Genomic DNA, 24,894 nt, shown 5'->3' on the forward strand with positions numbered 1-24,894 from the left:
GAGCGCCCGTCCACCGGGTGCGCGCCGCCGGGTGCTCTGGAGCACGCGGCGCAAGACCGCGCTCGAAGGCCGGCACCGCGCGCTCCGTCGTCGGCACACCCGCGAGAGCAGATCGCCGGCGGCTCCCCCCGGGCCTCCCCGCTCCCCGTGGTATAGCCCGACCGACATGAAGGTCGGCACCACACCCGCGCGCTCAGGGCTCCTCTCCCTTCTCCTGCTCGTCGCCTGCAACGCTGGCACCCAGACCGGTGAGGTGTCCTCGCCGGCCAGGACCGGCGGCGCCGCGCCGCAGGGGGCGACGTCGACGCCGGCGACGACCGCGCCGCCCGAGCCGACGCCGCGCGCCGAGTTCGATCCCGTGGCGCAGGGGCTCACCGTGGAGGGAGTGAAGCAGCTCTGCGACGAGCACCTGCGCGCCGCAGAGGGGCACCTCGCCGCGATCCGGGCGCTCCGAGGCGCGCCGCCGGAGAAGCTCACCTACGCCGCGACGCTCGGGCGGTTCGACGACGCCGCGCTCGAGGTGAACAGCGCGGGCGAGTTCCCGTACTTGATGGGGGTCGCGCACCCGGACGCGGCGGTGCGAGAGGCCGCGAGGCTCTGCGAGCCGAAGGTCGACAGGTTCACGACCGCGATGTGGCTGGACGCCGATCTCGCCGCCGTCATCGAGGCGTACGCCGAGAGAGGCGACGCGCGCGAAGCGTTGAACGGTGAGCGCGCCCGGCTGCTCGCCGACGTCCTCCGCGACTTCCGCCGCAACGGGCTGTCGCTGCCGGTCGACCGACAGCAGCGCCTCCGCGACGTGAACGAGCAGATCACCCGCATCGGACAGGAGTTCATGTCGAACCTGTCCGCGTCGACCGCATCGATCGAGATCGCGCCCGCGTCCCTCCAGGGGCTGCCCAAGGAGTACGTGGCGAAGCACGCGCCCAAGGCGAACGGCAAGGTCGAGATCACCACCGACTACCCCGACTTCTTCCCGTTCGTCACCTACGCCAAGGACCGCAAGGCCGCGCTCGATCTCTACGTCCTGTTCACCAACCGCGGCGGCGAGAAGAACGTGAAGCTGATCGATCGCCTCCTCGCGCTCCGCTCGGAGAAGGCGAAGATGCTCGGCTACAAGAGCTGGGCCGACTACGCCATCGAGCCGCGAATGGCCAAGACGAGCGGCGCCGTGCGCGGCTTCCTCGACCAGGTCAGGGCCGCGCTGAAAGAGCCCGCCAAGGCCGAGTTCGCCGCGCTGATGAAGGAGCACGTGCGGCTCGGGGGAAAGCCGACCGACAAGCTCCCCCCCTCGGATCGCTACTTCCTCGAGGACCGTGTCCGCGCGTCCACGTACCAGTTCGACTCGCAGGCGCTCTCGGACTACCTCGAGCTCGGCGCGGTGAAGCAGGGGCTCATGGACATCACCGCGAGGATGTACGCCCTCGAGTACAAGGAGGTCCCTGCGAAGGCGTGGCACCCCGACGTGACCGCGTACGAGGTGCGCTCCGAGGGCAAGCTGATCGGCAAGTTCTACCTCGACCTCTACAGCAGGCCCGACAAGTACAAACACGCGGCGATGTTCGCCGTGCGGACGGCGAAGCTGCTCGACGACGGGTCGTGGCAGACCCCCGTCGCGGCGCTCGAGTGCAACTTCCCGAAGCCGGGGGCGCAGCCGGCGCTGATGTCCCACGAGGACGTGGTGACGTTCTTCCACGAGTTCGGGCACGTGCTGCACCACCTCCTGACGCGCTCGGAGCTGGCCTCCTATTCAGGGACCGCGACGGTGCGCGACTTCGTCGAGGCGCCGAGCCAGATGTTCGAGGAGTGGGCCTGGTCGCGCGAGGTGCTCGATCTGTTCGCGAAGCACCACGCGACCGGCGAGAAGATCCCGGACGCCCTCTTCCAGGCGATGACCCGCGCGCGAGGCTTCGGTCGAGCGCTCGCGACGCAGCGGCAGCTCACGCTCGCGTCGATCGATCTGGAGCTCCACACCCGCGATCCTGGCTTCGACGCGACCCTGGTCGTGGAGCAGGCGCAGCGCGCGAACGAGTCCTTCGCCTTCGTGAAGGGGACGCACCTCCAGTCGAGCTTCGGACACCTCATCACCTACGACGCGGGCTACTACGGCTACCAGTGGGCGCTGTCGCTCTCGCGCGACGTGCTCACCCGCTTCAAGAAGGAAGGCCTGCTGAACCCCGCCGTCGCGCGCGCCTTCCGCGACGAGGTGCTCGCGAAGGGCGGCGGTGTCGAGGCGGGAGCGCTCGTCGCCCGCTTCCTCGGTCGACCGCCGAGCCACGACGCGTACCTCGCTTACCTCCAGGGCAAGGAGTGAACGGGCCAGCCGCGGGGCGGACGCAGCGCTCGGCGACACCAAGGCCTGCGCTGAGCGCTCGGCCGCGGAGCGGCGCAGGGGTCCGGCCGTCCGTGACCGGAGGCCTGACGGGAAAGCTCAGGGCTCGATCGCGACGCCGAGCTCCTCGCGCAAGGCGTGGTAGGCGTCCGAGACCGTGAACGAGAGGAGATCGCCGATCTTCTCCTCGGCCGTCAGCACGCCCGGCGCGTCTCCCCGCGAGAGCGACGACGCCGCCACGGAGAGATCGCCGGTCAGCAGATAGCCGACCCGGGCAGCGCACCGCTCGACCGAGCCGACCCAGTGCGCGAGATCGAGCGGCGCGCGGATCTCGTAGAGCTCGAACACAGCGGCCTCGAGGGCGTCACGCTCGCTCTCCGTCAGGCGCTCGTCGAGGAGGGGCACCAGCGCGAGCACCGCGCCCTCGAGATCGGCGGGGACGAGCTCCGACGGCCGCGCCACCTTGACGGCCGCCGCCAGGCAGACGCCGAGCTCCTCTAGCGACGGGAAATGGAGCAGCAGCCGGTGCGGGCCGACGTGGTACGCGACGTGGCTGCCCACCAGGAACGCGAGCTCGGCCGCCGTCCTCCCGCGGAGCGCCTCGCCGCCGACGAGGACGCTCGGCTCTTCGACCGCCACCGCGGCGACCGCGATCGGCGCGTCCTTGCGGAGGTAGACCGCCGGCGAGGTGATCCCGAGACACCGGCTCGCCCACGAGAACAGGCGAACCACGCCCGCCGCGTTCCGCTCCGCGTCGGCGCGCGCGGCCGGATCGAGCTGGGGGACCCGCTTCTCCCGCACGCGCTGGGCGAACCGCGCGCGGATCGCCGCGCCGGCGACCGACGCGAGGACCTCCTCGAGGGCGCGATCGCGATCGCCCGCTCGCAGGAGGTCCCACGTCCCGACGCTCAGCCCGCGCGCAGGCTGGACGAGGCCCGCCGGGCGGTGCTCCTCGAAGATGAAGCGCTCCCGCGCCTCGGCCGCGCCGAGGTAAACGGCCACGCTCGCCGCGGACCAGGCCTGGTCGACCCGCCTCAGCTTCTGGAACGTGTCGAACAGGTCGTGAAACACCTGGACGTTGCCGGGATCGAGCACCGCCGCGGCCTGGAGGTGCGCTGCGGCGCGCTCGAGCCGGCCGGCCGTCCGCGCGAGCGACGCCGCGCTGAGCCGCCCCGGCACGTCGTCGGGTCGCTCGTCCACCGCGCCCTCGAACGCCTCCAGCGCGGAGGTGGGATCCTCGAGGTGATCGCGGAAGAGCATGCCGAGGCGGCGGCAGAGCTCCCAGGTGACGTCGCTCCGGACGCGCAGGTCGGGGATGCGCTGCGCTCGATCGAGCATGCGCCGGTACGCGAGCTCGAGCTCGCCCCACTCCTGCCGCGCCGAGAGGAGGATCGCGATGAGCGAGAGCGGATCGAGGAACGTGGGATCTGCGTCCAGCGCGCGCTCGAGCAGCTCGATCCCGTCCCGCTCCCGCGTGACCTCGGTCAAGGTCGCGCGGGCCTCGCCTTGCATCGCGGCGCGCGCGAGCTCCAGGAGCGCGACCGCCCGCTGCCTCGGCTCCTCTATCCTCTCGATGAGGCAGCGGCGCGCCTCGATCGACGCATCGACGTCGCCCGCGGCCTGGTAGAGCCGGCCCAGGCTGCGCAAGACAGCGGCGTCGTCGGGGCGGAGCTCCCGCGCCCGCTCGAGGAGCTCCAGCGCGCGCGCCGGCTCTCCGGCGATGCTCTCCCAGCGCTCTGCGAACTGGACGAGGAACCCGAAGCGATCGCCGTCCCCCTCGACGCGCGTGAGCAGCCGCTCCTCCGCGATGCGCAGCCGGACGAAGTCGCGCCCGGTGAGGTGGAGCTCGACCAGGGCCTCGAGCGCGGGCCGGTGCTCCGGCGCGAGCGCGAGCGCCTTGTCGAAGCTCTCGATCGCCTCGCGGTGCCGCTCCTGGCGCCACCTGGTCTGGGCGATGCGCAGATGCACCTCCGCGCGCGCGTCCCGGTGCGCTACGCCGACGAGCGCGAGCGCCTTCCTGTACGCCGTGAGCGCGCCCTCCAGGTCCCCGGCGGCGGCGAGCATGTCGCCGGCCGCGAGGTACTGCGCGACCGGATCGTCCGGCGCCGGCGCCGGCGTGGTGGCGGCGTCCCGCTCGTCCGCGATGTCCAGCGGCGCGGCCTCGGTCCCCTCCGCCGGGGGCGCGCCCGGGGCGCCGCCGCGAGGGACGAGCACCGAGAAGGAGCCCTGCCCGCCCGTCCGCGCGAAGCACGGGATGGCGCCGGCGAGCTCGGTGTTCCCCTCCACGCGGCGGAAGATCGCCTCCGCGGTGAGGCCGCGCTCCGGCTCGGCCTCGTCGAGGTGCTCGACGAAGGCGCGGGTGAGCACCGACGGCAGATCCGCGTCGAGCGAGCCGATCGGGTGCGCCGCCACGAGGAGCTCGACCCCCGTCACGGAAGACGCCACCGCCTGCTCCGCGGCGGCGACGACGGCGCGCGAGGTCGCCCCGGGGCCGTGGTGGCACTCGAGGACGAACAGCACCTCGCCGCGCGCGCGATCGCGGAACACCGCGGCGATGTCGCCCAGCGCGTCGCCCAGGCCGGGGTTCTCGGGATCGAGGCAGAGGAAGAGCTCCCCGTCCGGCGACAGCGCGACCGCGCTGGAGGCGTAGAAGAGGAACAGGGTGGATGCATCGTCGCGCGCGGCGTCCTCCGCGTCGACCAGGGTCCTCCGCGTCGCGACCACCTCGTCGAACAGCGCGTCGAGCTGCTCCGCGAGATCCCGGGCGGGATCGACGTCGATCACCCGGAAGCCCGCGTCGTCCAGCGAGAGGCGGGCCCGGATGAGATCTCCGTCCAGCGAGCCGGGCGCCGGCCGCTGATCGCGGTGCAGGCTGGGCGTGGCGACGATGGCCAAGCGCATCAGGGCGCCCTCTTCTCGTTGCGTACGCGCATGCAGGCGAGCAATCTACCCAGGGCCGCGCCCGAAGCGAAGCGGGTTGCCACCCTGCGCCGCACCACGCCGCGGCGTGAGGTCCCCCGAACGAGAGATCGGCCCGGCAGAGAGCAGGCATGAGCGAAGGCAGGCGTCGTTGGTGGACGGAAGCACCCGGCAGCGCACGAGCAGCTCGCGCCGCGTCAGCCGCGTCAATTGCGCTCGCGGTCGCCCTCGCGACCGCCTGCGGGAGCGTGTGCGACGAGGCGACGGAGCACACCGAGGAGTGCGGCTTCCACGGCAGCGGCCTCTCCGCCGAGGCGTCGTGCGACGGCCGCGTCCGGTGCGCGTCGGCGTGCGCGGCGGAGGCTCCCTGCGGCGCGTTCGATGGAACCGACGCGACCGCGTTCGATCGGTACCAGCGCTGCCTCGAAGATTGCTGAGCCCGCCGCTTCGCTCAGCGGGCGGCCCGGACGAGCGCGGCGCCGTCCGGCGGCCGGTCGTCGTCCGGGCCGAGGCACCGCAGCGACAGCTCCTTCCACGGGGCGAGCCCCTCGCCGCCGAGGGGCTCGAGGTGGAGGAGGACGTCCTCGAGCACGCGGCCGAAGCCGTAGACGTCATCGCGCGGATCGCTCGCCCGCCCGGCGAGCCGCTCGGGCGAGACGTACCCTGGGCTGCCGCCGGCCGACGGCGCGCCACGGGGCCTGGCCAGCCCGAAATCGGTGAGCACCGGCTCGCCGAGGTTGCGCAGGAGCACGTTGGCCGGCTTCACGTCCGCGTGGACGTAGCCGCGCTCATGGATGCGGGCGAGCGCGCGCGCGAGCGGACGCGCCCACCGCGCGATCGGCGCGAGCGCCGCCGCGTCGCCCGCGCGGAGCACGTCTTTCACCGACCCCCGCGCGATCCACTCGAGCGCGATCCAGCCCTCCTCGGGGTCCGCGTCGAACACCCGCACGACGCCGGGGCCCGCGAGCGCCGCGGCGAGCCGCACCTCGCGGGTGAGGTGCGCCCGGTCCCCGCCCCGCCCGTGGTAGACCTTGAACCCGATGCGCCGGCCGAGCGCCTCGTCCTCGGCCTCGTACACCGCGCCAGCGCCGCCGCGCGCCACCTCGCGGAGCAGGCGGAACGGGCTCTTGCCCGCCGAGGGCGCGACCACGGTCGCGTCGTCCACGCGGGCGACCGCGGCGGGCCGATCCGCGCCGAGCGCCGCCCGCCAGCGCTGGTGGCGCTCGCGCGCGCCCGGCGCGCCGATCTCCCGGACGAGCACCCGCTCGATCGCGCCGACCGCGCGCGGGAGCTGCCCCAGCGAGGCGTAGAGATCGGCCGCGAGGACGAGGCCTTCGGTCGAGGACACCGGCTGCGCGCGCGACGCGCCCCCGCGCTCGCGCGACGCGGCGCCCTCCAGCACGGCGAGCGCGCCCTGCTCGTCGCCCCGGGCCGCGAGCAGATCCGCGCAGGCCACGCGGATCGGATCGGGCAGCACCCGCTCCTCCATCGCCGCGACGAGGTGCGCCACGGCCTCGGCCTCCCGGAGCGTCCCGCGCGCCCGCCGGAGCACCGCGATCACCTCGTCCGTCGAGGGCCCCTCGCGCGTGCCGGAGCTCCGCAGGCGCGCGATGTCGTCGCCTTCGCGCGACGCGCGCGCCTGCGGCCGCTCCGCTCGCGCCGGATGCGCGCCGCCCCCGACGTCCGCCCCGCCCGGCGCGGCGCCGCCGCTCGCGTCCGCCGGCGCACCGCCGTCCGCCGCGGCGCCGCCGAGGCGCTCCTTGAGCCGGCGCCACAGGCTCACGCCGGGCCGCCCTCGGCGCCGCCGCGCCGGATCGACGTTGCCTCGCCGGCGGGGGGTAGCCGGAAGACCGCCGTCCCCCCGCGCGCCGAGGCGATCGCGTCGCCCGCGCAGAGCTCGACCGACGGCGCGAGCTGGTAGTCGCCGAGGAACGGCGGCGGCGCCCCCGGCGGCGTCTTCAGCGCGACGAAGGACGATGCCCCCGCCCGATCGAGGCGGATCCGCCAGGGGCCGACCGGCAGATCGCCGAGCGGCGCCGTGAAGCGATCGCCCGCGATCTCCACCACGCACCCCTCCCCGGTCCCCTGCGCGATCGCGCACGGCACCTCCCCGCCGAGCAGGAGCTGCACGCCGCGGCCGACGGGCAGCGGCCCCGTGAGCCGCGCGCCCGCCAGCGTCGTGCCGTTGCGCGTCCCGAGATCCTCGACCTCGACGCCGGACGGGCCGCGCCGGATCCGCACGTGCGTCCTGCTGACGGCGCGGGACGCGATGACGATGGTCGCCTCGCCGCGGCCGATCGTGACCTCGTCGCCGAGCGCGCACCGCAGGAGGGCGCCGCCGAGCTCGAGCGAGAGGATCGGCCCCGAGAGGAGCCGCGCGCGGATCGCGCGCAGGGCGTCGGCCACCTGCTCGCCGCCGCGGTTCCCCGCGATCCAGGCCTCGGCCACCCCGATCGCCTCGCGGCGCTCCGCCATCCGGTCGAGATCCGCGATCGACCGCAGGACCGCGGCGAGCTCTCGCTGGTCCCTCTCGACGGTCATCGCGGAGCGGAGCCGCTCCTCGAGCCGCTCGATCGCGCCCGCCGCGGCCAGCACCCGCGTCTCCGACTCGGTGTCGCCCACCAGGGCGTACGCGTCGGCCGCGCGCTCGAGCTCGCCCGCCTCCTCGAGCTCGCGCGCGACGGCCAGCGCCTCGCTCCGCATCACGCTCGCGCCCCGCGCGCGCACCAGATCGAACGCGAGCAGCGCCTTGCGCCCGAGCGCCGCGCGCTTGAGCTCGGGGCTCTCCGCCATGCGGGACGCCGACGCGCAGAAGGCGATCCGCTTCTCGACGCTCCGCTCGGCGTCCGCCCGGAGGAGGAGGACCCGGGCCGCGTCGTCCGGCATCCCGGCGTCGAGGTACAGCTCGACCGCCCCCGCGAGATCGCCGGCGAGCTCCTTGGCCTCGGCCGCCCTGCGTCGGCTGTCCCCCCGCCTGAGCCCGAACCACTCAAAGAGACTCACGCAGCGCCATCCTCGCCACCATCCGACATCCTACCCTTGATGCGCGCCGGCCCCAACCGCCAGCGTTGACTCCCTTCCTCGTCACCCGCAGGATTTGCCGCCTCGATGTCGACAACGAACCGCCTCGGCGAACTGCTCGTCCGCGAAAAGCTCATCAGCCTCCAGCAGCTCAGGCAAGCCCAAGAGGAGCAGCGCAAGACAGGTCAGAACCTCGGGTACGCGCTCGCCAAGCTCGGGTACATCTCCGACGGAGAGATCACGAGCTTCCTCTCGACGCAGTACCGCGTCCCGGCCGTCGCCCTCGACGAGTACGAGATCGACGCGGAGGTCTCGCGCCTCGTCTCGCGGGACGTCTGCGAGAAGCACAAGATCATCCCCATCTCCAGGTCGGGGACGGCGCTCGTCGTGGCGATGGCCGATCCGACGAACCTCCACGCGATCGACGACATCAAGTTCCTCACGGGCTTCAACGTCGAGCCCGTCGTCGCGTCCGAGACCGGCATCACGGAGGCGATCGAGCGCGCCTACAACGTCGGGCCCTCCTACGACGAGGTGCTGAGCGAGTTCGGGGAGGAGGAGGTCGGCTTCCAGGTCGAGGCCGACGACGTGAACGTCCTCGAGCTGGAGAAGGCCGCCGAGGGCGCGCCCGTGGTCCGGCTCGTCAACGCGATCCTCCTGAACGCCATCAAGAAGGGCGCGAGCGACATCCACGTCGAGCCGTACGAGAAGAAGCTCCGCGTGCGCTACCGCATCGACGGCGTGCTGATGGAGGAGATGCAGCCGCCGATCAAGCTGAAGAATGCGATCTCGAGCCGCCTCAAGATCATGAGCTCGCTCGACATCGCCGAGCGGCGGCTCCCGCAGGACGGCCGCATCAAGCTGAAGATGGGCAGGGGCCGGGAGATGGACTTCCGCGTCTCGGTGCTCCCGACGCTCTGGGGCGAGAAGATCGTCCTCCGCCTCCTCGACAAGTCGAACCTGCAGCTCGACATGGCGAAGCTCGGCTTCGATGCGAAGCCGCTCGCGGACTTCAAGTGGGCGATCGGGCAGCCTTGGGGCATGGTCCTCGTCACCGGCCCGACCGGCTCCGGCAAGACGACGACCCTCTACTCGGCGCTCTCGGAGCTCAACCAGATCGGCTCGAACATCAGCACCGCCGAGGACCCTGTCGAGTACAACCTGCACGGCATCAACCAGGTGCAGATGCACGACGACATCGGGCTGAACTTCGCGATGTCGCTGCGGTCGTTCCTCCGGCAGGACCCGGACATCATCATGGTCGGCGAGATCCGCGACTTCGAGACGGCCGAGATCGCGGTCAAGGCCGCGCTCACCGGCCACCTCGTGCTCTCGACGCTGCACACGAACGACGCGCCGTCGACGATCTCGCGCCTCCTCAACATGGGCGTGGAGCCGTTCCTCATCACCGCCAGCGTGAACCTCGTGCTGGCCCAGCGGCTCGCGCGCAAGATCTGCCCCGACTGCCGCGTCCCGCTGAAGGTCGACGCGAGGGTGCTCCTCGACTTCGGCTTCACCGAGCAGCAGGTTGCGCGCGCGGAGCTCGTCCGCGGCGCGGGCTGCAAGACCTGCAACGGCTCGGGCTACAAGGGCCGCGTCGCGCTCTACGAGGTCATGCGCTTCACCGACGCGCTGAAGGAGATGGTCCTCCAGGGCGCGTCCACGGCCGAGCTCAAGGCCGCCGCGGTCAAGGGCGGGATGCTGACCCTCCGGATGAGCGGGATCGAGAAGGTGCTCGCGGGCGTCACCACGACCGAGGAGGTCGGCCGCGTGACGATGGGGGACTGAGCGCATGACCACCGAGCTCGTCGGACAGCAGGAAGGCCTCCGGTACACGCTCCAGCAGCTCCTCCGCGCGATGGTGGAGAAGGGCGCGAGCGACATGCACATCACGAGCGGCACGCCGCCGCTCCTGCGCATCGACGGCACGGTGGTGCCGCTGAAGCTCCCGCCGCTCATGCCGAGCGACACGAAGCAGCTCTGCTACTCGGTGCTGAGCGAGGAGCAGGTGGCGGCGTTCGAGCAGCGCAACGAGCTCGATCTCTCGTTCGGCATGAAGGGGCTCGCCCGCTTCCGCGCCAACATCTACATGCAGCGCGGCGCCGTCGCGGCCGCCTTCCGGCAGATCCCCTTCCGGATCATGAACTTCGACGAGCTGGGCCTGCCGCCGGTCGTGCTCGACATCACGGCCAAGCCGCGCGGCCTCGTGCTCGTGACGGGCCCGACGGGCTCGGGCAAGACGACCACGCTCGCGAGCATCATCGACAAGATCAACTCGGAGCAGCGGCTGCACATCCTCACGATCGAGGATCCGATCGAGTACCTGCACCCGCACAAGCTGTCGCTCGTGAACCAGCGCGAGATCGGCTCCGACACCGCGTCGTTCAAGGACGCCCTGCGGTACGCCCTGCGCCAGGATCCGGACGTCGTGCTCGTCGGTGAGATGCGCGACCTGGAGACCGTCGAGTCGGCGCTGACGATCGCCGAGACCGGCCACCTCGTCTTCGCGACGCTCCACACGAACTCGGCGATCTCGACGATCAACCGCATCATCGACGTCTTCCCGCCGCACCAGCAGTCGCAGGTGCGCCAGCAGCTCTCGTTCACGCTCGTCGCCGTGATGACGCAGCTCCTCCTGCCGCGCGCGAACGGCCCGGGGCGCGTCATGGCGATGGAGGTGATGATCCCGAACGCCGCGATCCGGAATCTCATCCGCGAGGACAAGCTCCACCAGATCTACTCGCAGATGCAGGTGGGCCAGGCCGGCAGCGGCATGCAGACGATGGCCCAGTCGCTCGTGTCCCTCTACCAGCGCCGGATGATCACGATGGAGGAAGCGTTCGCCGCCGCCGCCGACGCCGACGAGATCCGGGCGATGCTCGAGCCCCGTCAGGCGATGAGCTCACGGAACAACGCCCCGAAGCAGCCTTGACCACAGCGGGCCCCTGCCCTTCGGTTCACCCTGCACGCTCGACGCGCCTCGGGGCTCACGGCGCGGCGCGGCGGGAGGCGGAGCGGACAGGCGAACAAGCGGACGAGCGCCGCTGGCATCCAGAAATTCGCAGCAAAATCGAGCCCCTGGCGAGAGGGCTCCACACTTTTTTGACATCTACCCAACCGTTCAGTAGGTTCCGCCCGATGCAGGGGCTCACCGAGCGACAACAGCAGGTGCTTCACTATATCCGGCAGTCGATCAGCGAGCGCGGGTACCCGCCGACGCTGCGCGAGATCGGCGCGCATATGGGGATTCGCTCGACGAACGGGGTGAACGATCACCTCCGGGCGCTCGAGCGCAAGGGCTACCTCACGCGCGAGGACATGAAGTCGCGCGCGCTCCGCCCGCGGGATCTCGACGGCGCGGGCTCCGGCGGCGGCGCCGATCTCCGCGGCGCGCTCGTGAACGGTGGGAACGACGCCCCCGCGAACGACCAGGAGGACGACCTCGTCGAGATCGCGGTCGTCGGCCGGATCGCCGCGGGCCTGCCCATCCTCGCCGAGGAGCACGTCCTCGATACGGTCCGGATCGAGCGCACGCTCGTGCGCGGCGGGCGCGAGGTGTTCGGCCTGCGCGTCACCGGCGACTCGATGATCGAGGCGGGAATCTTCAGCGGCGACTACATCTTCGTGCGCCGGCAGCTCACCGCGCAGCGCGGCGACATCGTGGTGGCGCTGATCGGCGACGAGGCGACCGTGAAGTACTTCTTCCCCGAGAAGGACTACGTGCGCTTCCAGCCGGCGAACGCGGCGATGGCCCCGATCCTGGTCCGGGCGAGCGACTTCAAGCCCGCGATGCTCCTGGGCGTGGTCGTCGGCGTCTACCGGAAGCTCTGACCTCACACTTCCCTTCCCCGAGCCGGTTGACGTGCGCCGAGCGGCCTTGATAGCGTCGCGACGGCCGGGCAGACGGTCTTAGGTGCCCGCTCCAGAAAGAACGCGATCGTGACGACGCACGGGCGGCGATTCGGGACTTGGATTTCAGGCGCGGGCATGGTGCTCGCGGCGGCCCTCACGGGCGGCTGCGGCGGTACCCTCTACGCGTTCACCGCGAACTCGGCCTCGAGCAAGCTCGAGACGGCCGAGGCGCTCGGCGCAGAGAAGTATGCGCCGTACGAGTACTACACCGCGCGCGAGCACCTCTGGAAGGCTCGGGAAGAGGCCGCGGCCGCCGACTACGGCGACGCGATCGACTTCGCCGACGTCGCAGAGGAGTACGCGGACAAGGCGATCACCCTAGCGAAACAGGCGCACGAGGGCGCGGGTCGATGAGCATTGGAATGACGCGCCGCAGTTCCCGCCGCGCCCGTCGCGCAGGCGCCCTCGCTGTCGTGGCGATCGCCGGGGCCGCCTTCTCGTGCACGCAGGTGCCGGTCATGCGCGGCGACATCGAGGCGCTGACCACCATCGCGAAGCAGGCGGAGCGCAACGGCGCGCTCCGGTGCGCGCCGCGCGAGCTGGCGATGGCGAAGTCGCACCTGTCGTTCGCCTCGGTCGAGCTCGATCAGGGCTTCTTCGCCCGGGCCAAGGAGCACCTCGACATCGCGAAGGCGAACACGCACGCCGCGTACGACCTCTCGCCGCCGCAGAAGTGCGCCGAGCGCGGGTTCGTCGAGGAGGCGCCGCCGCCCAAGCCCGGTGACTGCGACGGCGACGGGCTGCTCGATCCGGACGACAAGAAGTGCCCGTGCGACGCCGAGACCTGGAACGGCTTCCAGGACGATGACGGCTGCCCGGACGATCCGGACACGGACGGCGACGGCCTGACGGACAGCAAGGACAGCTGCGTGCTCCTGCCCGAGGACAAGGACGGCTACCTCGACGAGGACGGCTGCCCCGAGGTCGACAACGACCTCGACACGATCCTCGACGCGAACGACAAGGACAGCACGGGCAAGAACTGCGCGAACGACCCGGAGGATCCGGACGGCTACGAGGACGCCGACGGCTGCCCCGAGCCGGACAACGACCAGGACACCGTGGTCGATCTCGAGGACCAGTGCCCGAACGAGCCGGGCGTGGTCGGCGGCGACAAGCCGGGCTGCCCGAAGAAGCCGAGCCTTGTCATCGTCACCGAGAAGGAGATCAAGATCACGCAGCAGATCCACTTCGAGTTCGACAAGGACAAGATCCGGCCCGAGAGCTTCCCGATCCTCGACGCCGTGGTGGAGGTCCTCCAGCAGAACCCGAAGATCAAGATCGAGATCCAAGGGCACACGGACAACAAGGGCGCCGCGGCCTACAACAAGAAGCTGTCGGATCGGCGTGCGGCCTCGGTGAAGAAGTACCTGGTGGCCAAGGGCATCGACGAGGCCCGGCTGACATCGAAGGGGTACGGCATGGAGCAGCCGATCGTGCCGAACACGTCCGACCAGAACCGCGCCCTGAACCGGCGCGTGCAGTTCGTCCGCACGGAGGGCGCGCAGTAGTCCAGCCGTCACGGGGGCACCGCCTGGCGTGTCGGGGTACGGTCGCTCTCGACCGCGCAGTCCAGGGGGCCGGACCCGGCCCCCTCATCCTGAAAGCAAGAGCCCCTCCCCAGCACACCCTGGAGGTCAGAACCCGTGTTTTTCCGTCGTTCACGCCGCGCTCGCCTCGCGTCTGCACTGACTTCGCTGTGGATCCTCGGCGCGCCGGCGGTCGCCGGCGCCGCCGGCGAAAAGGACGCGGAGGCGATGAAGCTGCACAACCAGGCGATGGACGATGACTACCTCTCTGTCGAGTTCGACAAGGCGGAGAAGAAGCTCAAAGACGCGCTGAAGAAGTGCGACAAGAACGCCTGCTCGAAGTCGGTGGTCGGCAAGCTGCACATCGCGCTCGGCACGGTGTACGGCGGCGGCAACAAGCTCGATCAGGCCAAGGCCGAGTTCGTGCTTGCGCTCCAGGCCGATCCGAAGGCGGCGCTCATCGACGCGCTGACGACGACCGAGCTGGCCCAGGCGTTCAAGGAGGCGCAGAAGGAGGCGCAGGCCGCCGGGAAGGCCGGGAAGGCTTCGGGCGACGGCGGCGGCAAGGCCACGAAGGCTGCCGCGGGCGACGTTCCCCACACGCCGGTGGCGGAGCAGGCGGTGAACACGCCGGTGCCCGTGTATGTCGAGATCCCGGACGAGATCGACGCGTCCAAGGCGACGGTCCGCTACAAGCCGTTCGGCTCGCCCAAGTGGAAGTCGCTCGAGATGAGGCGCCTCGAGAGCGGCTTCGGCGTGGAGATCCCCTGCGAGGATGTCACGACGACCGGCGATATCCGGTATTTCGTCATCCTGAGGGACGAGGCGGGCGATCCGGTGGGCACCGCCGGCTCGATGCAGGCCCCTCACCGGGTGCCGATCAAGAACGAGATCGAGCACGAGCCGTCGCTGCCTGGCCAGGAGCCGCCGAAGCGGTGCGCCGCGAAGGAGGATTGCCCGCCAGGCCTGCCTGGCTGCCCCGAGGCCGGCGGCAAGCGCGGGGACAAGACCTGGGGCGCGGCCTGCGAGGCGACCGAGGAGTGCCAGTCGGGGCTCGCCTGTGTGAACGGGACCTGCGAGCAGGGGAGCGACGAGGGGGCCGGGGCGTCGAAGGGCAAGAGCAAGGGCAACCGCAACGTGGTCGGCGTCTCCGGCCAGCTCGACCTGCTCCTGGTGCGCGGCACGGATTACGTCTGCTCGGGCAGCGACGCCGCCTACGCCTGCTTCTATCCGGGCGGCGACGGCCGGCAGTTCTACGGCGAGCCCGCGGATCTCGAGGGGACGAACGGGGTCAAGGGCGGCCTGAGCCTCGCTGGATGGCGGGTGATGCTGTCGTACGATCGGCAGCTGTTCTCGGATCTGTCGCTGCTCCTCGGCGTACGGGTCGGATTCGCGTTCGGCGGCTCGCCGTCTTCCAAGAACGGGCCGAACCCGTGGACGGACGGGGCGGGCAATGAGCTGCAGAACCCGCATCTCCAGGCGCTCAGCTTCCTGCCGCTCCATGCGGAGCTCCGCGCCACGTATTTCCTTCTGGGGGATCGGATTGTCGAGAAGGGCGGGTTCCGCCCCTACGCCTTCGCCTCGCCCATCGGGCTGGCCCAGGTGAACGCCTCGGTGCCTGTGGATGTGTGCGATCGCCGCACCGAGGATGGGGATCCTCTGAGCACCAGCAGCAGCAACAGGTGTCCGGCGAACACCCGCTACGTCGAGAATCTCGATGCCTACCAGATCACCGGGCGGAACTTCTCGGCGCTAGGCGCCGGTGTGGTCTACGGCATCACCCAGAACTTCGGTGTGTCCGCCGAGGTGAAGGTGATGCTGATGTGGCCAACGCTCGGCCTCGTCCTGGCCCCCACCGTCAGCCCCGTGTTCGCCTTCTAGCTCCGTCTCCCGCACACCCGAGCCCCTCCCCCTTCCGGCCGCCGCAGCGCGGGGGCCGCCCGCACAGGAGACGGGCCCATCTCGGCATTTCGGCGCGCAGACGTATTCACGCAGGCCGAGCCCCTCCGCCCCCGTTCCCCCGTTCCAGCCGCTGCGCGGGGGGTCGCCCGCACAGGAGACGGGCCCAGATCGGCGTTTTCGGCGCGCAGGCGTACTCACGTACGCCGAGCACCGAAAGCGTCGAGATGGGCCCGTATCCGAAGCGGGCGCCCCCCCGCGCTAGAGGTCGAAGTGTTCGGTGCCGAGCAACTGGTAGAGGCCGTAGAGCGACCCGGCGTCGTGGTGCTCGAAGCGAACGCCCGCACGCGCCGGCCGGCCCGCCGCGCCGCGGCGGATCCAGGCGATACGACCGCGGAGGCTCAGCGGATCCCACAGGTTCGGGGCGGTGACCTCGAGCGTCACCGACGCCTCGGGATCCAGGAGCTCCGACGCGAGCTGGGCCTCGGACAGCTCGATGCCGGCGCCGCCCAGCCCCAGATCGCGGATGCGAACGCCGTGCTCCTCGACCGACTGCCGATCGCGCAGCGTCGCCCCAAGATCGACGCGTCGCCTCGCGTGAACGCGAAAGTGGTCCCGGACAGCCATCCTGGCGCATTCTCCAGTCGACGCGAACATATCACGAGAGACGCGCGCACACGCTCGGTTCGCCATGCCCTGCGGCGCAGGGGCGCGGGCTCGGGCGCGGTGACGCTCGCCGCGCGCCGCGCGAACAGCATGCTCGCCCGGTGGCCCATGGCTGCGTTCGGTAAAGCGACCGTCACGTGTTAGCCTTTGGGCTTCGCGGCGAACCTTGGGTAACATGCGGACCACATCCGCTGGAGCGAGTCGCGAAGTAGACGGGAGTTCTACCCTGATGGCCCAGGACACACGCAAAGATCCGCGAGCGAGAGTGCTGCAGATGACCGTCCGCTACAAGAGCGCCACGGTCGACGAGTTCATCGAGCACCACTCGCATGACGTGAGCCGTGGCGGCATCTTCATCAAGACGCCGTCGCCCTTCCCCGCTGGCACGCTGCTCAAGTTCGAGATCCGTCTGCAGGACGAGCAAGCCGTGATCGCCGGCGTCGGCCGCGTCGTGTGGAAGCGCGAGCCCGCGCAGGCGAGCGACGCGCACCCGGCGGGCATGGGCGTGAAGTTCATCAAGATCGACGAGAAATCCAAGGCTGTGATCACCCGGCTCGTCGACGCGCAGGCAGGCGCCGGGTCGGCGTTCGAGGCCGGCATCACCGACCGCGCGGATCTGGGCGACGACGTGCAGGAGATCACGGCCCCGTCGGCGACCGCGAGCGCACCGCAGGCCGAGCCCGCGCCCTCCAAGGCAGCGCAGGCGCAGGTGAAGCGGGCGTCGACGATGCTGGGGCTCGGCTCGATCGGGGCGAAGGGCGACGCGGGCAAGGGCGAGGCGAAGAAGGCCGACGCCGCGGAGGGCGGCAGCTTCTTCCCGCAGACGAACCCCGAGAAGGAGATGCCGCCGCCCGACGAGCGGACGATGATGAAGCAGGCGGCCGAGCTGCTGAAGCAAGCGCTCGCCGACGCCGGCGGCTCGCTGGACGAGATCGGCCCGTCCAAGGAGCCGCTCATGGCCGCCCCGCCGAAGAAGGCCGAGCCCGCTCCGGCGCCGAAAGAGGAGCATGTCAGGCCGCTGGCCGAGCCGGCGGCCATACCGGTCCCTGCGGTCGCTCAGCTGGTGAACGAGCGAGAAGCGCGGGAGGACGCGCCCGCGGCCGAGGCGAGACCAGCGAAGGCGGCCGCGGCCAGGAGGCCGGCCGAGGTCGCGGACAGGGCGCCGGCAGACGATCTGCACGGCAAGGCTGCGCGCCAGGAAGCAAAGGCGCCGGACGATCAGGCAAAGGTGAAGCCGGCGTCCACCAGGCCGAAGGAAGACAAGGCGGCCACGGCCAAGCCCGCGCCCGCGGCCCAGGCTCCGCTCGCACAGGAAGAGGAGAGCAGCGGCACCGGGCGGCTGCTCACGATCCTGCTGGTCGCGGCGGCGCTCTGCGGCGCGCTCTGGCTCGTCTTCGGGCAGAGCGACAAGCCCCCTGCGACCCCGCCGGCCGCGCCGGAGCAGCCCGCGGCGAAGCCTGCGGCTCCGGCGGAGAAGCCTGCGGCTCCGGCGGAGAAGCCTCAGCCGACGGAGGCCGTGCCCGCAGCGACGGACAAGGCTCCGCCCACCGGGACGGCGGCGCCCACGACGACCGCCGAACCGCCGGCGGCGCCGGCGGCGAACGCCACCGCGCCCGCCGGGGCGACCGCGGAGCCTGCGGCGCCCAAGGCGACGGCGGAGCCTGCGGCCCCGGCGACGGCGGAGCCCGCGGCGCCCAAGGCGACGGCGGAGCCTGCGGCGCCCGCCCCGACGCCAGAGCCCGCGGCCCCCACGGCGACGGCGGCGCCCGCGGCGCCCAAGCCGGCGGCCCCCAGGCCCAGGCCGGCCGCGCCGAAGCCGCCGAAGAACGACGATCCCTACGGTTGATGACCAGGCCGCGGGTCCTCCGCGGGAGAGGCAGCTGCGATGAGCGGCTCGGTGAGTCACGTCGGTGAATCAGGGCTGGGCCGCCCGAAGACGGCTGCCACGCTGGCCGCGCTGGGCCTGCTGGCCGCGACCGGGCTCGTCTGCGGCGCGGTAGCGCTGCGCGACCCGACGGTCGTGACGGCGCTCGAGCGGGACGCCGGTGCCTCGCCGGCCCCTTCGCCGGCCGCTGCACCCAGCAGCAGCGTCCGCGAGAGCAGCAGCGCGCCGGCCCCCGAGCCGGCGCCGGCGCTCGCGCCCGCGGAGCCCGAGGCCCCGGCGAAGGCGCCGCCTGCCCGCGCCCAGGCCGCGGAGCTCGAGAGCGCCCAGGCCGCGGGGAGCGCGGCGCTCGGCTCGCTCGCGCAGCGGTATCCGGAAGATCCCGCGGTCCTCCGGGCGCTCGCGGTCGCGCAGGCGCGCGAGAAGGCGATGGCGGCCGCGTTGCTCACGGCGCAGCGGCTGTTCGAGTTCGCTCCCGAGGAGGCCGGGAACGACGAGCTCAAGCAGATCATCCTGAGGGCAGCGAACGGCACCCCGGACCTCGCCCTCACGGCGTTCGATCTGATGGCCAAGCACATGGGAAGCCGCGGTCCCGACCTGCTCTATGAGGTGGTGACCGCGCCGAAATTCGGCGATTGGCCCAGGGACCACGCGAGCACACGGCTGATCGAGAGCAGCGTGCGGCAGCTCGCGTCGCCGGCGCTGCTCGTGGCCGACGATCTGCGCCGCCTCACGGACTGCCCCACCAAGGCGATGCTCGCCAGGGTGCGCGAGGAGGGCGATATCCGCGCGCTCCATTACATCAAGGCGCTGGGCACCCCCCAGCCATGCCGGGGCCATCGGACGCGCAAGTGCCTCAGGTGCGGCCCCCTCCAGAAGGAGCTTCGCGCGACGGCCAGCGCCATCGAGAAGCGCAGGAACGACAAAGCGGCCGCTGCGCCGCCCGCAGCGAGCGCCGCTCGCTGACGCCTTCACCCCGCCAACCCCGGAGCGGCCTGCGCTCCTTGTGCCCCTCGCTTCGCCGGCTTCACGCGTCAAGGTGACGGCGCCGAGCGGCCTCTCGCCCGCCACCCCCACAAAGCTGCCGGCACGAAGGGAATGCCTCGTCACGGCCGCGTGGGCGGCTCGATGCTCCGCAGGAGCCGCTCAACACCTGATGGGAGCGGCACGGCCACGCAGAAAGAGCGACGCGTGGAACCAGCTCACCAGGGAGCGAATCGGGGTGGGCGCAGCAGGACTTGAACCTGCGACTTCGTCCGTGTGAAGGACGCACTCTACCGCTGAGTTATGCGCCCGATGCCAGCCGGTTGTCACCCGGCCGTTTCGGAAAGACGTGGCGCTTTTAACCCAACCATCGGCGTTCGACAAGAAGAACTCGCTGGCGATGTCGAAGTTCTTCGCGGCGCTCGGGCAGCCCCGGAGCCGGCGGCCCGTGGGGCAGCCCCGGAGCCGGCGGCCCGTGGGGTAGGCCCGGAGCCGGCGGGTCGCCGCTGAAGGCGCGTTGGCGACCGCGGCCAGCGAGCCGGCCGCGGGGCCCGCGCGCGCCGGTTGCGCGCCAGCCATCAGCGACCGGGGCGTGGAGCCAGGCGGGCTGCCGCGTCCGCGCGGCGTCGCGGTCGAGCGAGCGGGGACGGGCGCCGCTGCCCCTCGAGCGCGCGTGGGCACCGGCGCAGACCGGCGCAGAGCGACTCGCGCGTCGGACGCGCGCGGTCAGTCGAGCGTCGCGACGGCGCGCCGGAGCGCGGCGAGGCCTGCTTCGATGTGGTCCTCATCGCAGGCGTACGAGAAGCGAAGGTACCCGGGCGCGCCGAAAGGGGTGCCGGCGACCGCGGCCACGTGCGCCTGCTCGAGCATCCACGTCGCCACGTCCTCGTCGCTCGCGAGCGTCGTCCCCTGGAAAGCGCGCCCGCAGAGCCCGCGCACGTCGGCGAACGCGTAGAACGCGCCCTCCGGCATCCTGCAGCGCACCCCGGGTACGGCGTTGAGCCCCTCGACCATCAGCGCGCGCCGCCGGGCGAACGCCGCACGCATCGCGAACACCGCGTCGCGAGGCCCGTTCAGGGCGGCGACAGCGGCCGCCTGGGAGACGGCCGCCGCGTTCGTGGTGCTCTGACCCTGGACCACGTCGAGGGCCCTCGCGACCTCGGTCGGCGCGATGCTCCAGCCGATCCGCCAGCCCGTCATGGCGAAGGTCTTGCTGACCCCGTCGACGACGATCACCCGCGGCGCGAGGTCCTCCGCGAGCGCGGGGAGCGACGCGTGCCGGAACCCGTCGTAGGTGAGATCGGCATAGATCTCGTCGACGATGATCCAGCAGTCGTGGCGCCGCAGCACGCCCAGCAGCGGGAGCAGGTGCTCCTCCGCATACGCCGAGCCGGTCGGGTTGGAGGGCGTGCACAGGATGATCGCCTTCACCCGCGGAGAGAGCGCGGCCTGGAGCGCGTCCGCCGTGAGGCGGAAGCCCATCTCCTCGGTCGTGCTGGCGATGACCGGCGTGGCGCCGACGAGGCGCACCTGCTCCGGGTAGCTCACCCAGTAAGGCGCCGGGATGACGACCTCGTCTCCCGGCTCGAAGAGCGCGGTCGCGAGGTTGAACAGCGCGTGCTTCGCGCCGCAGCTCACGGTGACCTGGCTCGGCAGCGGCCGCCAGCCGCGGTGCTGCTCGGTCGCGGCGCAGATCGCCGACTTCAGCTCGGAGGTGCCGGACACGGCCGTGTAGTGGGTGGCGCCGGCGTCCAGCGCCGCCTTCGCCGCGATGCGAATGTGCTCGGGCGTGTCGAAGTCAGGCTCGCCCACGCCGAAGGAGTAGACCCTGTGCCCGTCGGCGCGGAGGCGCGCCGCCCTCGCCGCCATGGCGAGCGTTGCACTGGGCGCGACGGCCGACAGACGGTCAGCGAGCTTCGTGGGCATCGAGACACTGAGAAATAAAGGGCGGACCGAGATAACGCAAGGCGCTGCCGCTCCGACGCTTGCGCGGACGGCTCGGATGTGCCGCTAGGGCGACGGCGTCGCGCCGCCGACCTGGACCGCGGGCTTCTGCTCGTCCTGCTTGATCGAGTAGCGCACGAGCGCGCGGAGCACGTCGTTGCGCTGCACGTTGCCGAGGAGGCTCTTCATGTCCTCGTAGATCGACGGATCGACCAGCAGGGCGCCGAGGGTCCCCTTGCCCGCCCTCATGTCGTGCACGATCGCCCGCAGATCGCCGGTCATCGCCGTCACGTTGGCGAGCGCCTCGGCGCCGTCGCCCTTGCCGCCGTAGAGCGCGTCGTGCGCGAGGCTGTCGCTCTCGCGGATGCCCCGCAGCGTCATGGCGACCTCGTCCGCCGCGTTCCCGAACTGCTGAACCTGCTTCTGCGGGCCGTCGCCGTAGATGACGTCGTGCGCGAACCCCGGCCCCTCCTTGACCCGGGAGACGACCCCCCGCACCTCGCGCACCGCGCCCGCGAGCTCCGTGCTGAGGCGGTCGAGGCTCTGCACAGTGCGCGAGATGCGCTCGGCCTCCTCGGGATCGGTCAGGAAGCGGTGCGGGTAGCCTTCCCCCTCGGTCACCTGCTTCATCAGCGTGTTCGCCGAGGCGACCGTCTCGCGGAGATCCCTGTGCAGCTTCTCGTCGGCGATGCTCTCCGAGACCTTCTGGATGTTGTCGAGCGTCGCCTCGGCCTTCTCGGCCATGCCGGTGACCTTGCCCATCACGTCGGTCGGAACCTCGCCGGGGATGTGCCCGCCAGGCGGCACCGAATCCGGGCTCTGCCCCTTCGTGAGCTCCAGCATCTTGTCGCCGAGCAGGCCCTTGTTCGCGATCTGGGCGACGCTGTCCGTCTTGATCCGGCTCGCCTCGCTCTCGACGATCTCGAGCTTCACATAGATCTTGGTGTCCTTCGGATCAGGGCCGTAACCGACCTCGGCGACGTGACCGATGTCGATGCCTCCCATGCGGATGGGCGCGCCCGGCTTCAGCCCCTGCACATCGGCGAAGTTCGTCGTGAAGCTGACGGAGGAGTCGAAGAGCCGCCGCTCGTCACCTATCAGGAAAATGACTACGGCGGAGAGTACGAGGCCCGCCAGCACAAAGAGTCCGACCTTCAGATCGCGCGCTCTGCCCATGCAGAAGGGCATCTTGCGCGATCTCGAGGGGATCGTCACGCGCCGAGAAGCGTCTGGACGTCCTCGTTCACCGGAGCGGTCCCGGTGATGAAATCGGCGACATGCGGATCGGTGGACGCCCGGAACTCGTCCGGGGTGCCGGTAGCGATGACCTCGCCACGGAAGATCATCGCCATCCGATCCGAGATCGAGAAGGCGCTCTTCATGTCGTGTGTCACCACGATGCTCGTCACGTTGAGCGCCTGCTTCAGCCCCTTGATGAGGTGGTTGATGCGCTCGGTGTTGATCGGATCGAGGCCGGTCGTCGGCTCGTCGTAGAGCAGCACCTCCGGCTGCACGGCGATCGCGCGCGCGAGGCCGACGCGCTTCTTCATGCCGCCGGACAGGTCCCCCGGGCGCATCTGCTCGATGCCCGGCAGGCCGACGAGCGACAGCGCCCAGTTGACCCGATCCGCGATCTGCGCCTCGGTCATCTCCTTGCGGTAGTGCTCGTGCAGGCCGTAAGCGACGTTCTCACCGACCGAGACCGAGTCGAACAGGGCGCCGCCCTGGAAGAGCATCGCGATGCGCTGACGCACCCCGGCGATGCGCGACTCGCTCAGGCGCGTGATCTCTTCACCGTGAAACTGGATAGATCCATCGTCAGCGTCGAGCAGACGGATGAGCAGCTTGAGCATGACGCTCTTGCCGACGCCGGAGCCGCCCATGATGGTGATCGTCTCGCCCGGGTACACGTCGAGGTTCAGGTCGCGGTAGATGACCTTCGGACCGAAGGCCTTGCGCACACGCGAGAACCGGATCAGCGGCTCAGCCACGCGCTCACGCTAGCACGCCGCGGACGCCCGCCGCGCTCAGTCGGACGCGGCGACGTGCTCGATCCTGATCTCGACGGCGTCCCCGCCGCGCCAGGCGTCGCGCCGGAGGCGGCCCACCACGTCGACGCGCTTGCCGGTGAACCGCGGCGCGAGCTCGCCCAGCTCGAACCCGAAGCACGAGATCTCGCGGCGGGCGAACGTGAGCTCCAGCTTGAGGTGGCCCTTCAGGTTCCTCGCGGAGCGCACGGCCGCGCCCGGCACGAGGACGTACGACGGGCGGTTGCCCTCGCCGCACGGCTCGAGCCGCTCGAGATCGCGCGCCACGGCCGCCGGATCGTCGCGATCGTCGAGCCGGACGTGGGCGGCCGCGGACGCCGCGGCGGCCGGGAGGTCCTGCTCGCGAAAGGCGTCGCACCACGCCGCCCGGAGCGCCTCGACGCGATCGGCGCGCACCTCGACGCCGGCCGCGGCCTGGTGGCCTCCGAAGCCGACGAGCTCGGCGCGGCACCGGGTGAGCGCGTCGTGGAGCCGCGCGCCCGCCGGACCGCGCACCGAGCCGCGCCCCTTCACGCCCTCGAGCGCGATCACGATCGTCGGCTTGCCGTAGCGCCCCGTGATCCTGCCAGCGACGATGCCGACCACGCCGGGGTGGAACCCCTGCCGCGCGATGACGATCGCAGGATCCCGATCGAAGCCAGCGCGCTCGATCTCGGCGAGCGCGGAGGTCAGCATCTCGTCCTGGATCGCGCGCCGCTTCATCTGCGCCTGCTCCACCGTGGCGGCGAGCGCGGAGGCGGTCACGCCGTCGTGCGCGAGCAGGAGCTCCAGGGAGATGTCGGGATCGCCGAGCCGACCGGGCGCGTTGAGGCGAGGCGCGATCCGGAAGGCGACGTCCTCGGCCGACGCGCCGCGCCCGAGATCGAGGTTGGCGAGCGCCGCGAGCGCGCGGAGCCCTGGACGCGGCCCGGTCTGGAGCACGCCAAGGCCGGCCCGCACGAGCGCGCGGTTGTCGCCGGTCAGCGGAGCGACGTCGGCGACCGTGCCGATCGCCACGAGGTCGAGGTAGGGGCGGAGATCGAGCGACGAGCCGAGCTTCTTGCGCACGGCGGCCAGGAGCGAGAGCGCGAGTCCGCACGAGGCGAGCCCCTTGTACGGGAAGCCGCAATCGGCGCGGTGCGGGTTCAGGAACGCGATCGCGGGGAGCGGCTCGGCCGGCACGAGGTGGTGATCGATGACGACGCAGTCGATGCCGGCCGCGCGGGCCGCGGCCAGCCGCTCGTGATCGCTGGAGCCGCAGTCGCACGTGATGAGCAGCGTGGGACCGGCGCGCATCACGCGCTCGAGCGCGGGCGCCGAGAGCCCGTAGCTGCCCTCGGCCCGCGTCGCGAGGAGCGGCACCACCTGGCCCGAGAGGGCGCGCAGCCCGCCGGTCATGATGGCGGTCGCGGTGATCCCGTCGCAGTCGTAGTCGCCGAAGACGGCGATCCGCTCGCCGGCGCGCACGGCGCGCGCGATCCGCTCCGCGCTCGCCTCGCGATCGGCCATCGCGTCCGGCGACGTGAGGTGCGAGAGCCGCGGGTCGAGGAAGCGCCGGGTCGCCTCGTCAGGCGCCCAGCCGGCCCGGTGCAGGATGTCCGCTACCGTGATCGACAGCCCGAGCTGGCGCGCCATCACGAGCGCCTCGGCCGACGCCTCGCCCGGATCCACGACGGGCGCGGCGCCCGGCGCGCCGGACAAAGCCGCAGCCGGCGCCTCGCGCTCGGGGAGCTCCCTCCACGCCTCGGTGGCCGTGCTCATCACAGAAGCGGGTACACC

Annotated in this window: 18 protein-coding genes and 1 tRNA gene; 10 read left to right on the plus strand and 9 right to left on the minus strand. The window is 71.7% G+C overall.

The genetic code is table 11. The annotated features are described in order from the left end of the window. Positions 1-166: 166 nt before the first annotated feature. On the plus strand, positions 167-2,314 hold the full coding sequence (locus tag WMF29_RS24235; protein ID WP_437322515.1) for a M3 family metallopeptidase: 2,148 nt from the start codon (positions 167-169) through the stop codon (positions 2,312-2,314). A gap of 117 nt (positions 2,315-2,431) precedes the next feature. Here the strand turns inward: WMF29_RS24235 and WMF29_RS24240 are convergent, their stop codons facing one another. Further along, positions 2,432-5,233, minus strand: a complete 2,802-nt coding sequence (locus tag WMF29_RS24240; protein WP_437322516.1) for a tetratricopeptide repeat protein — start codon at positions 5,231-5,233, stop codon at positions 2,432-2,434. A gap of 266 nt (positions 5,234-5,499) precedes the next feature. On the opposite strand from WMF29_RS24240, the gene WMF29_RS24245 reads away from it, so the two are divergent. Next, positions 5,500-5,688 (plus strand): hypothetical protein, encoded by a 189-nt coding sequence (locus WMF29_RS24245; RefSeq protein ID WP_437322517.1) that lies wholly within the window; start codon positions 5,500-5,502, stop codon positions 5,686-5,688. A gap of 14 nt (positions 5,689-5,702) precedes the next feature. Here the strand turns inward: WMF29_RS24245 and WMF29_RS24250 are convergent, their stop codons facing one another. Next, the gene (locus WMF29_RS24250) at positions 5,703-7,034 is read right to left on the minus strand and encodes a serine/threonine-protein kinase (protein WP_437322518.1); all 1,332 of its coding nucleotides are present in this window, start codon (positions 7,032-7,034) and stop codon (positions 5,703-5,705) included. Continuing rightward, positions 7,031-8,254 carry an FHA domain-containing protein gene (locus tag WMF29_RS24255; protein ID WP_437322519.1) on the minus strand — a complete coding sequence of 408 codons (1,224 nt, stop codon included), beginning with the start codon at positions 8,252-8,254 and terminating at the stop codon, positions 7,031-7,033. The genes WMF29_RS24250 and WMF29_RS24255 overlap by 4 nt, the downstream gene beginning before the upstream one ends. A 105-nt stretch (positions 8,255-8,359) precedes the next feature. Between WMF29_RS24255 and pilB the strand changes: the two genes are divergently transcribed. The 6 genes from pilB to WMF29_RS24285 all read left to right on the plus strand — a co-directional run bounded on the left by pilB (position 8,360) and on the right by WMF29_RS24285 (position 15,594). Next, complete coding sequence (gene pilB, locus WMF29_RS24260; RefSeq protein ID WP_437322520.1) at positions 8,360-10,060, plus strand: type IV-A pilus assembly ATPase PilB; 1,701 nt, start codon at positions 8,360-8,362, stop codon at positions 10,058-10,060. 4 nt (positions 10,061-10,064) lie between these two features. Further along, on the plus strand, positions 10,065-11,204 hold the full coding sequence (locus WMF29_RS24265; protein ID WP_437322521.1) for a type IV pilus twitching motility protein PilT: 1,140 nt from the start codon (positions 10,065-10,067) through the stop codon (positions 11,202-11,204). 206 nt (positions 11,205-11,410) lie between these two features. Beyond that, positions 11,411-12,103, plus strand: a complete 693-nt coding sequence (lexA, locus tag WMF29_RS24270) for a transcriptional repressor LexA (RefSeq protein ID WP_272093389.1) — start codon at positions 11,411-11,413, stop codon at positions 12,101-12,103. Positions 12,104-12,211: 108 nt separating this feature from the next. Then, the gene (locus WMF29_RS24275; protein ID WP_012237102.1) at positions 12,212-12,538 is read left to right on the plus strand and encodes a DUF4398 domain-containing protein; all 327 of its coding nucleotides are present in this window, start codon (positions 12,212-12,214) and stop codon (positions 12,536-12,538) included. An 8-nt stretch (positions 12,539-12,546) separates the two neighbouring features. Next, positions 12,547-13,695 (plus strand): OmpA family protein, encoded by a 1,149-nt coding sequence (locus WMF29_RS24280; RefSeq protein WP_437322522.1) that lies wholly within the window; start codon positions 12,547-12,549, stop codon positions 13,693-13,695. A gap of 135 nt (positions 13,696-13,830) precedes the next feature. Then, positions 13,831-15,594 (plus strand): hypothetical protein, encoded by a 1,764-nt coding sequence (locus WMF29_RS24285; RefSeq protein WP_437322523.1) that lies wholly within the window; start codon positions 13,831-13,833, stop codon positions 15,592-15,594. 279 nt (positions 15,595-15,873) lie between these two features. On the opposite strand, the gene WMF29_RS24290 is transcribed toward WMF29_RS24285, so the two are convergent. Then, a complete protein-coding gene (locus WMF29_RS24290) occupies positions 15,874-16,239 on the minus strand; it encodes a PilZ domain-containing protein (RefSeq protein WP_437322524.1) in 366 nt (121 codons plus the stop codon). 268 nt (positions 16,240-16,507) lie between these two features. On the opposite strand from WMF29_RS24290, the gene WMF29_RS24295 reads away from it, so the two are divergent. Then, positions 16,508-18,124: a TIGR02266 family protein gene (locus tag WMF29_RS24295; RefSeq protein WP_437322525.1), complete on the plus strand. Its 1,617-nt coding sequence runs from the start codon at positions 16,508-16,510 to the stop codon at positions 18,122-18,124. A gap of 39 nt (positions 18,125-18,163) precedes the next feature. Then, on the plus strand, positions 18,164-19,126 hold the full coding sequence (locus tag WMF29_RS24300) for a hypothetical protein (RefSeq protein WP_437322526.1): 963 nt from the start codon (positions 18,164-18,166) through the stop codon (positions 19,124-19,126). Positions 19,127-19,383: 257 nt separating this feature from the next. On the opposite strand, the gene WMF29_RS24305 is transcribed toward WMF29_RS24300, so the two are convergent. The 5 genes from WMF29_RS24305 to recJ form a co-directional block, all read right to left on the minus strand. Further along, a tRNA-Val gene (locus WMF29_RS24305) sits at positions 19,384-19,455 on the minus strand. Positions 19,456-19,870: 415 nt separating this feature from the next. Beyond that, positions 19,871-21,070: a pyridoxal phosphate-dependent aminotransferase gene (locus WMF29_RS24310; RefSeq protein WP_437322527.1), complete on the minus strand. Its 1,200-nt coding sequence runs from the start codon at positions 21,068-21,070 to the stop codon at positions 19,871-19,873. 84 nt (positions 21,071-21,154) lie between these two features. Then, a complete protein-coding gene (locus tag WMF29_RS24315; RefSeq protein WP_437322528.1) occupies positions 21,155-22,264 on the minus strand; it encodes an MlaD family protein in 1,110 nt (369 codons plus the stop codon). A gap of 35 nt (positions 22,265-22,299) precedes the next feature. Further along, the gene (locus WMF29_RS24320; protein WP_272093397.1) at positions 22,300-23,079 is read right to left on the minus strand and encodes an ABC transporter ATP-binding protein; all 780 of its coding nucleotides are present in this window, start codon (positions 23,077-23,079) and stop codon (positions 22,300-22,302) included. A gap of 36 nt (positions 23,080-23,115) precedes the next feature. Further along, positions 23,116-24,876 (minus strand): single-stranded-DNA-specific exonuclease RecJ, encoded by a 1,761-nt coding sequence (gene recJ / locus WMF29_RS24325; RefSeq protein WP_437322529.1) that lies wholly within the window; start codon positions 24,874-24,876, stop codon positions 23,116-23,118. Between the last annotated feature and the right edge of the window lie 18 nt (positions 24,877-24,894).

It is taken from the genome of Sorangium sp. So ce381 (assembly GCF_051473845.1).
Lineage (GTDB): Bacteria > Myxococcota_A > Polyangia > Polyangiales > Polyangiaceae > Sorangium > Sorangium atrum.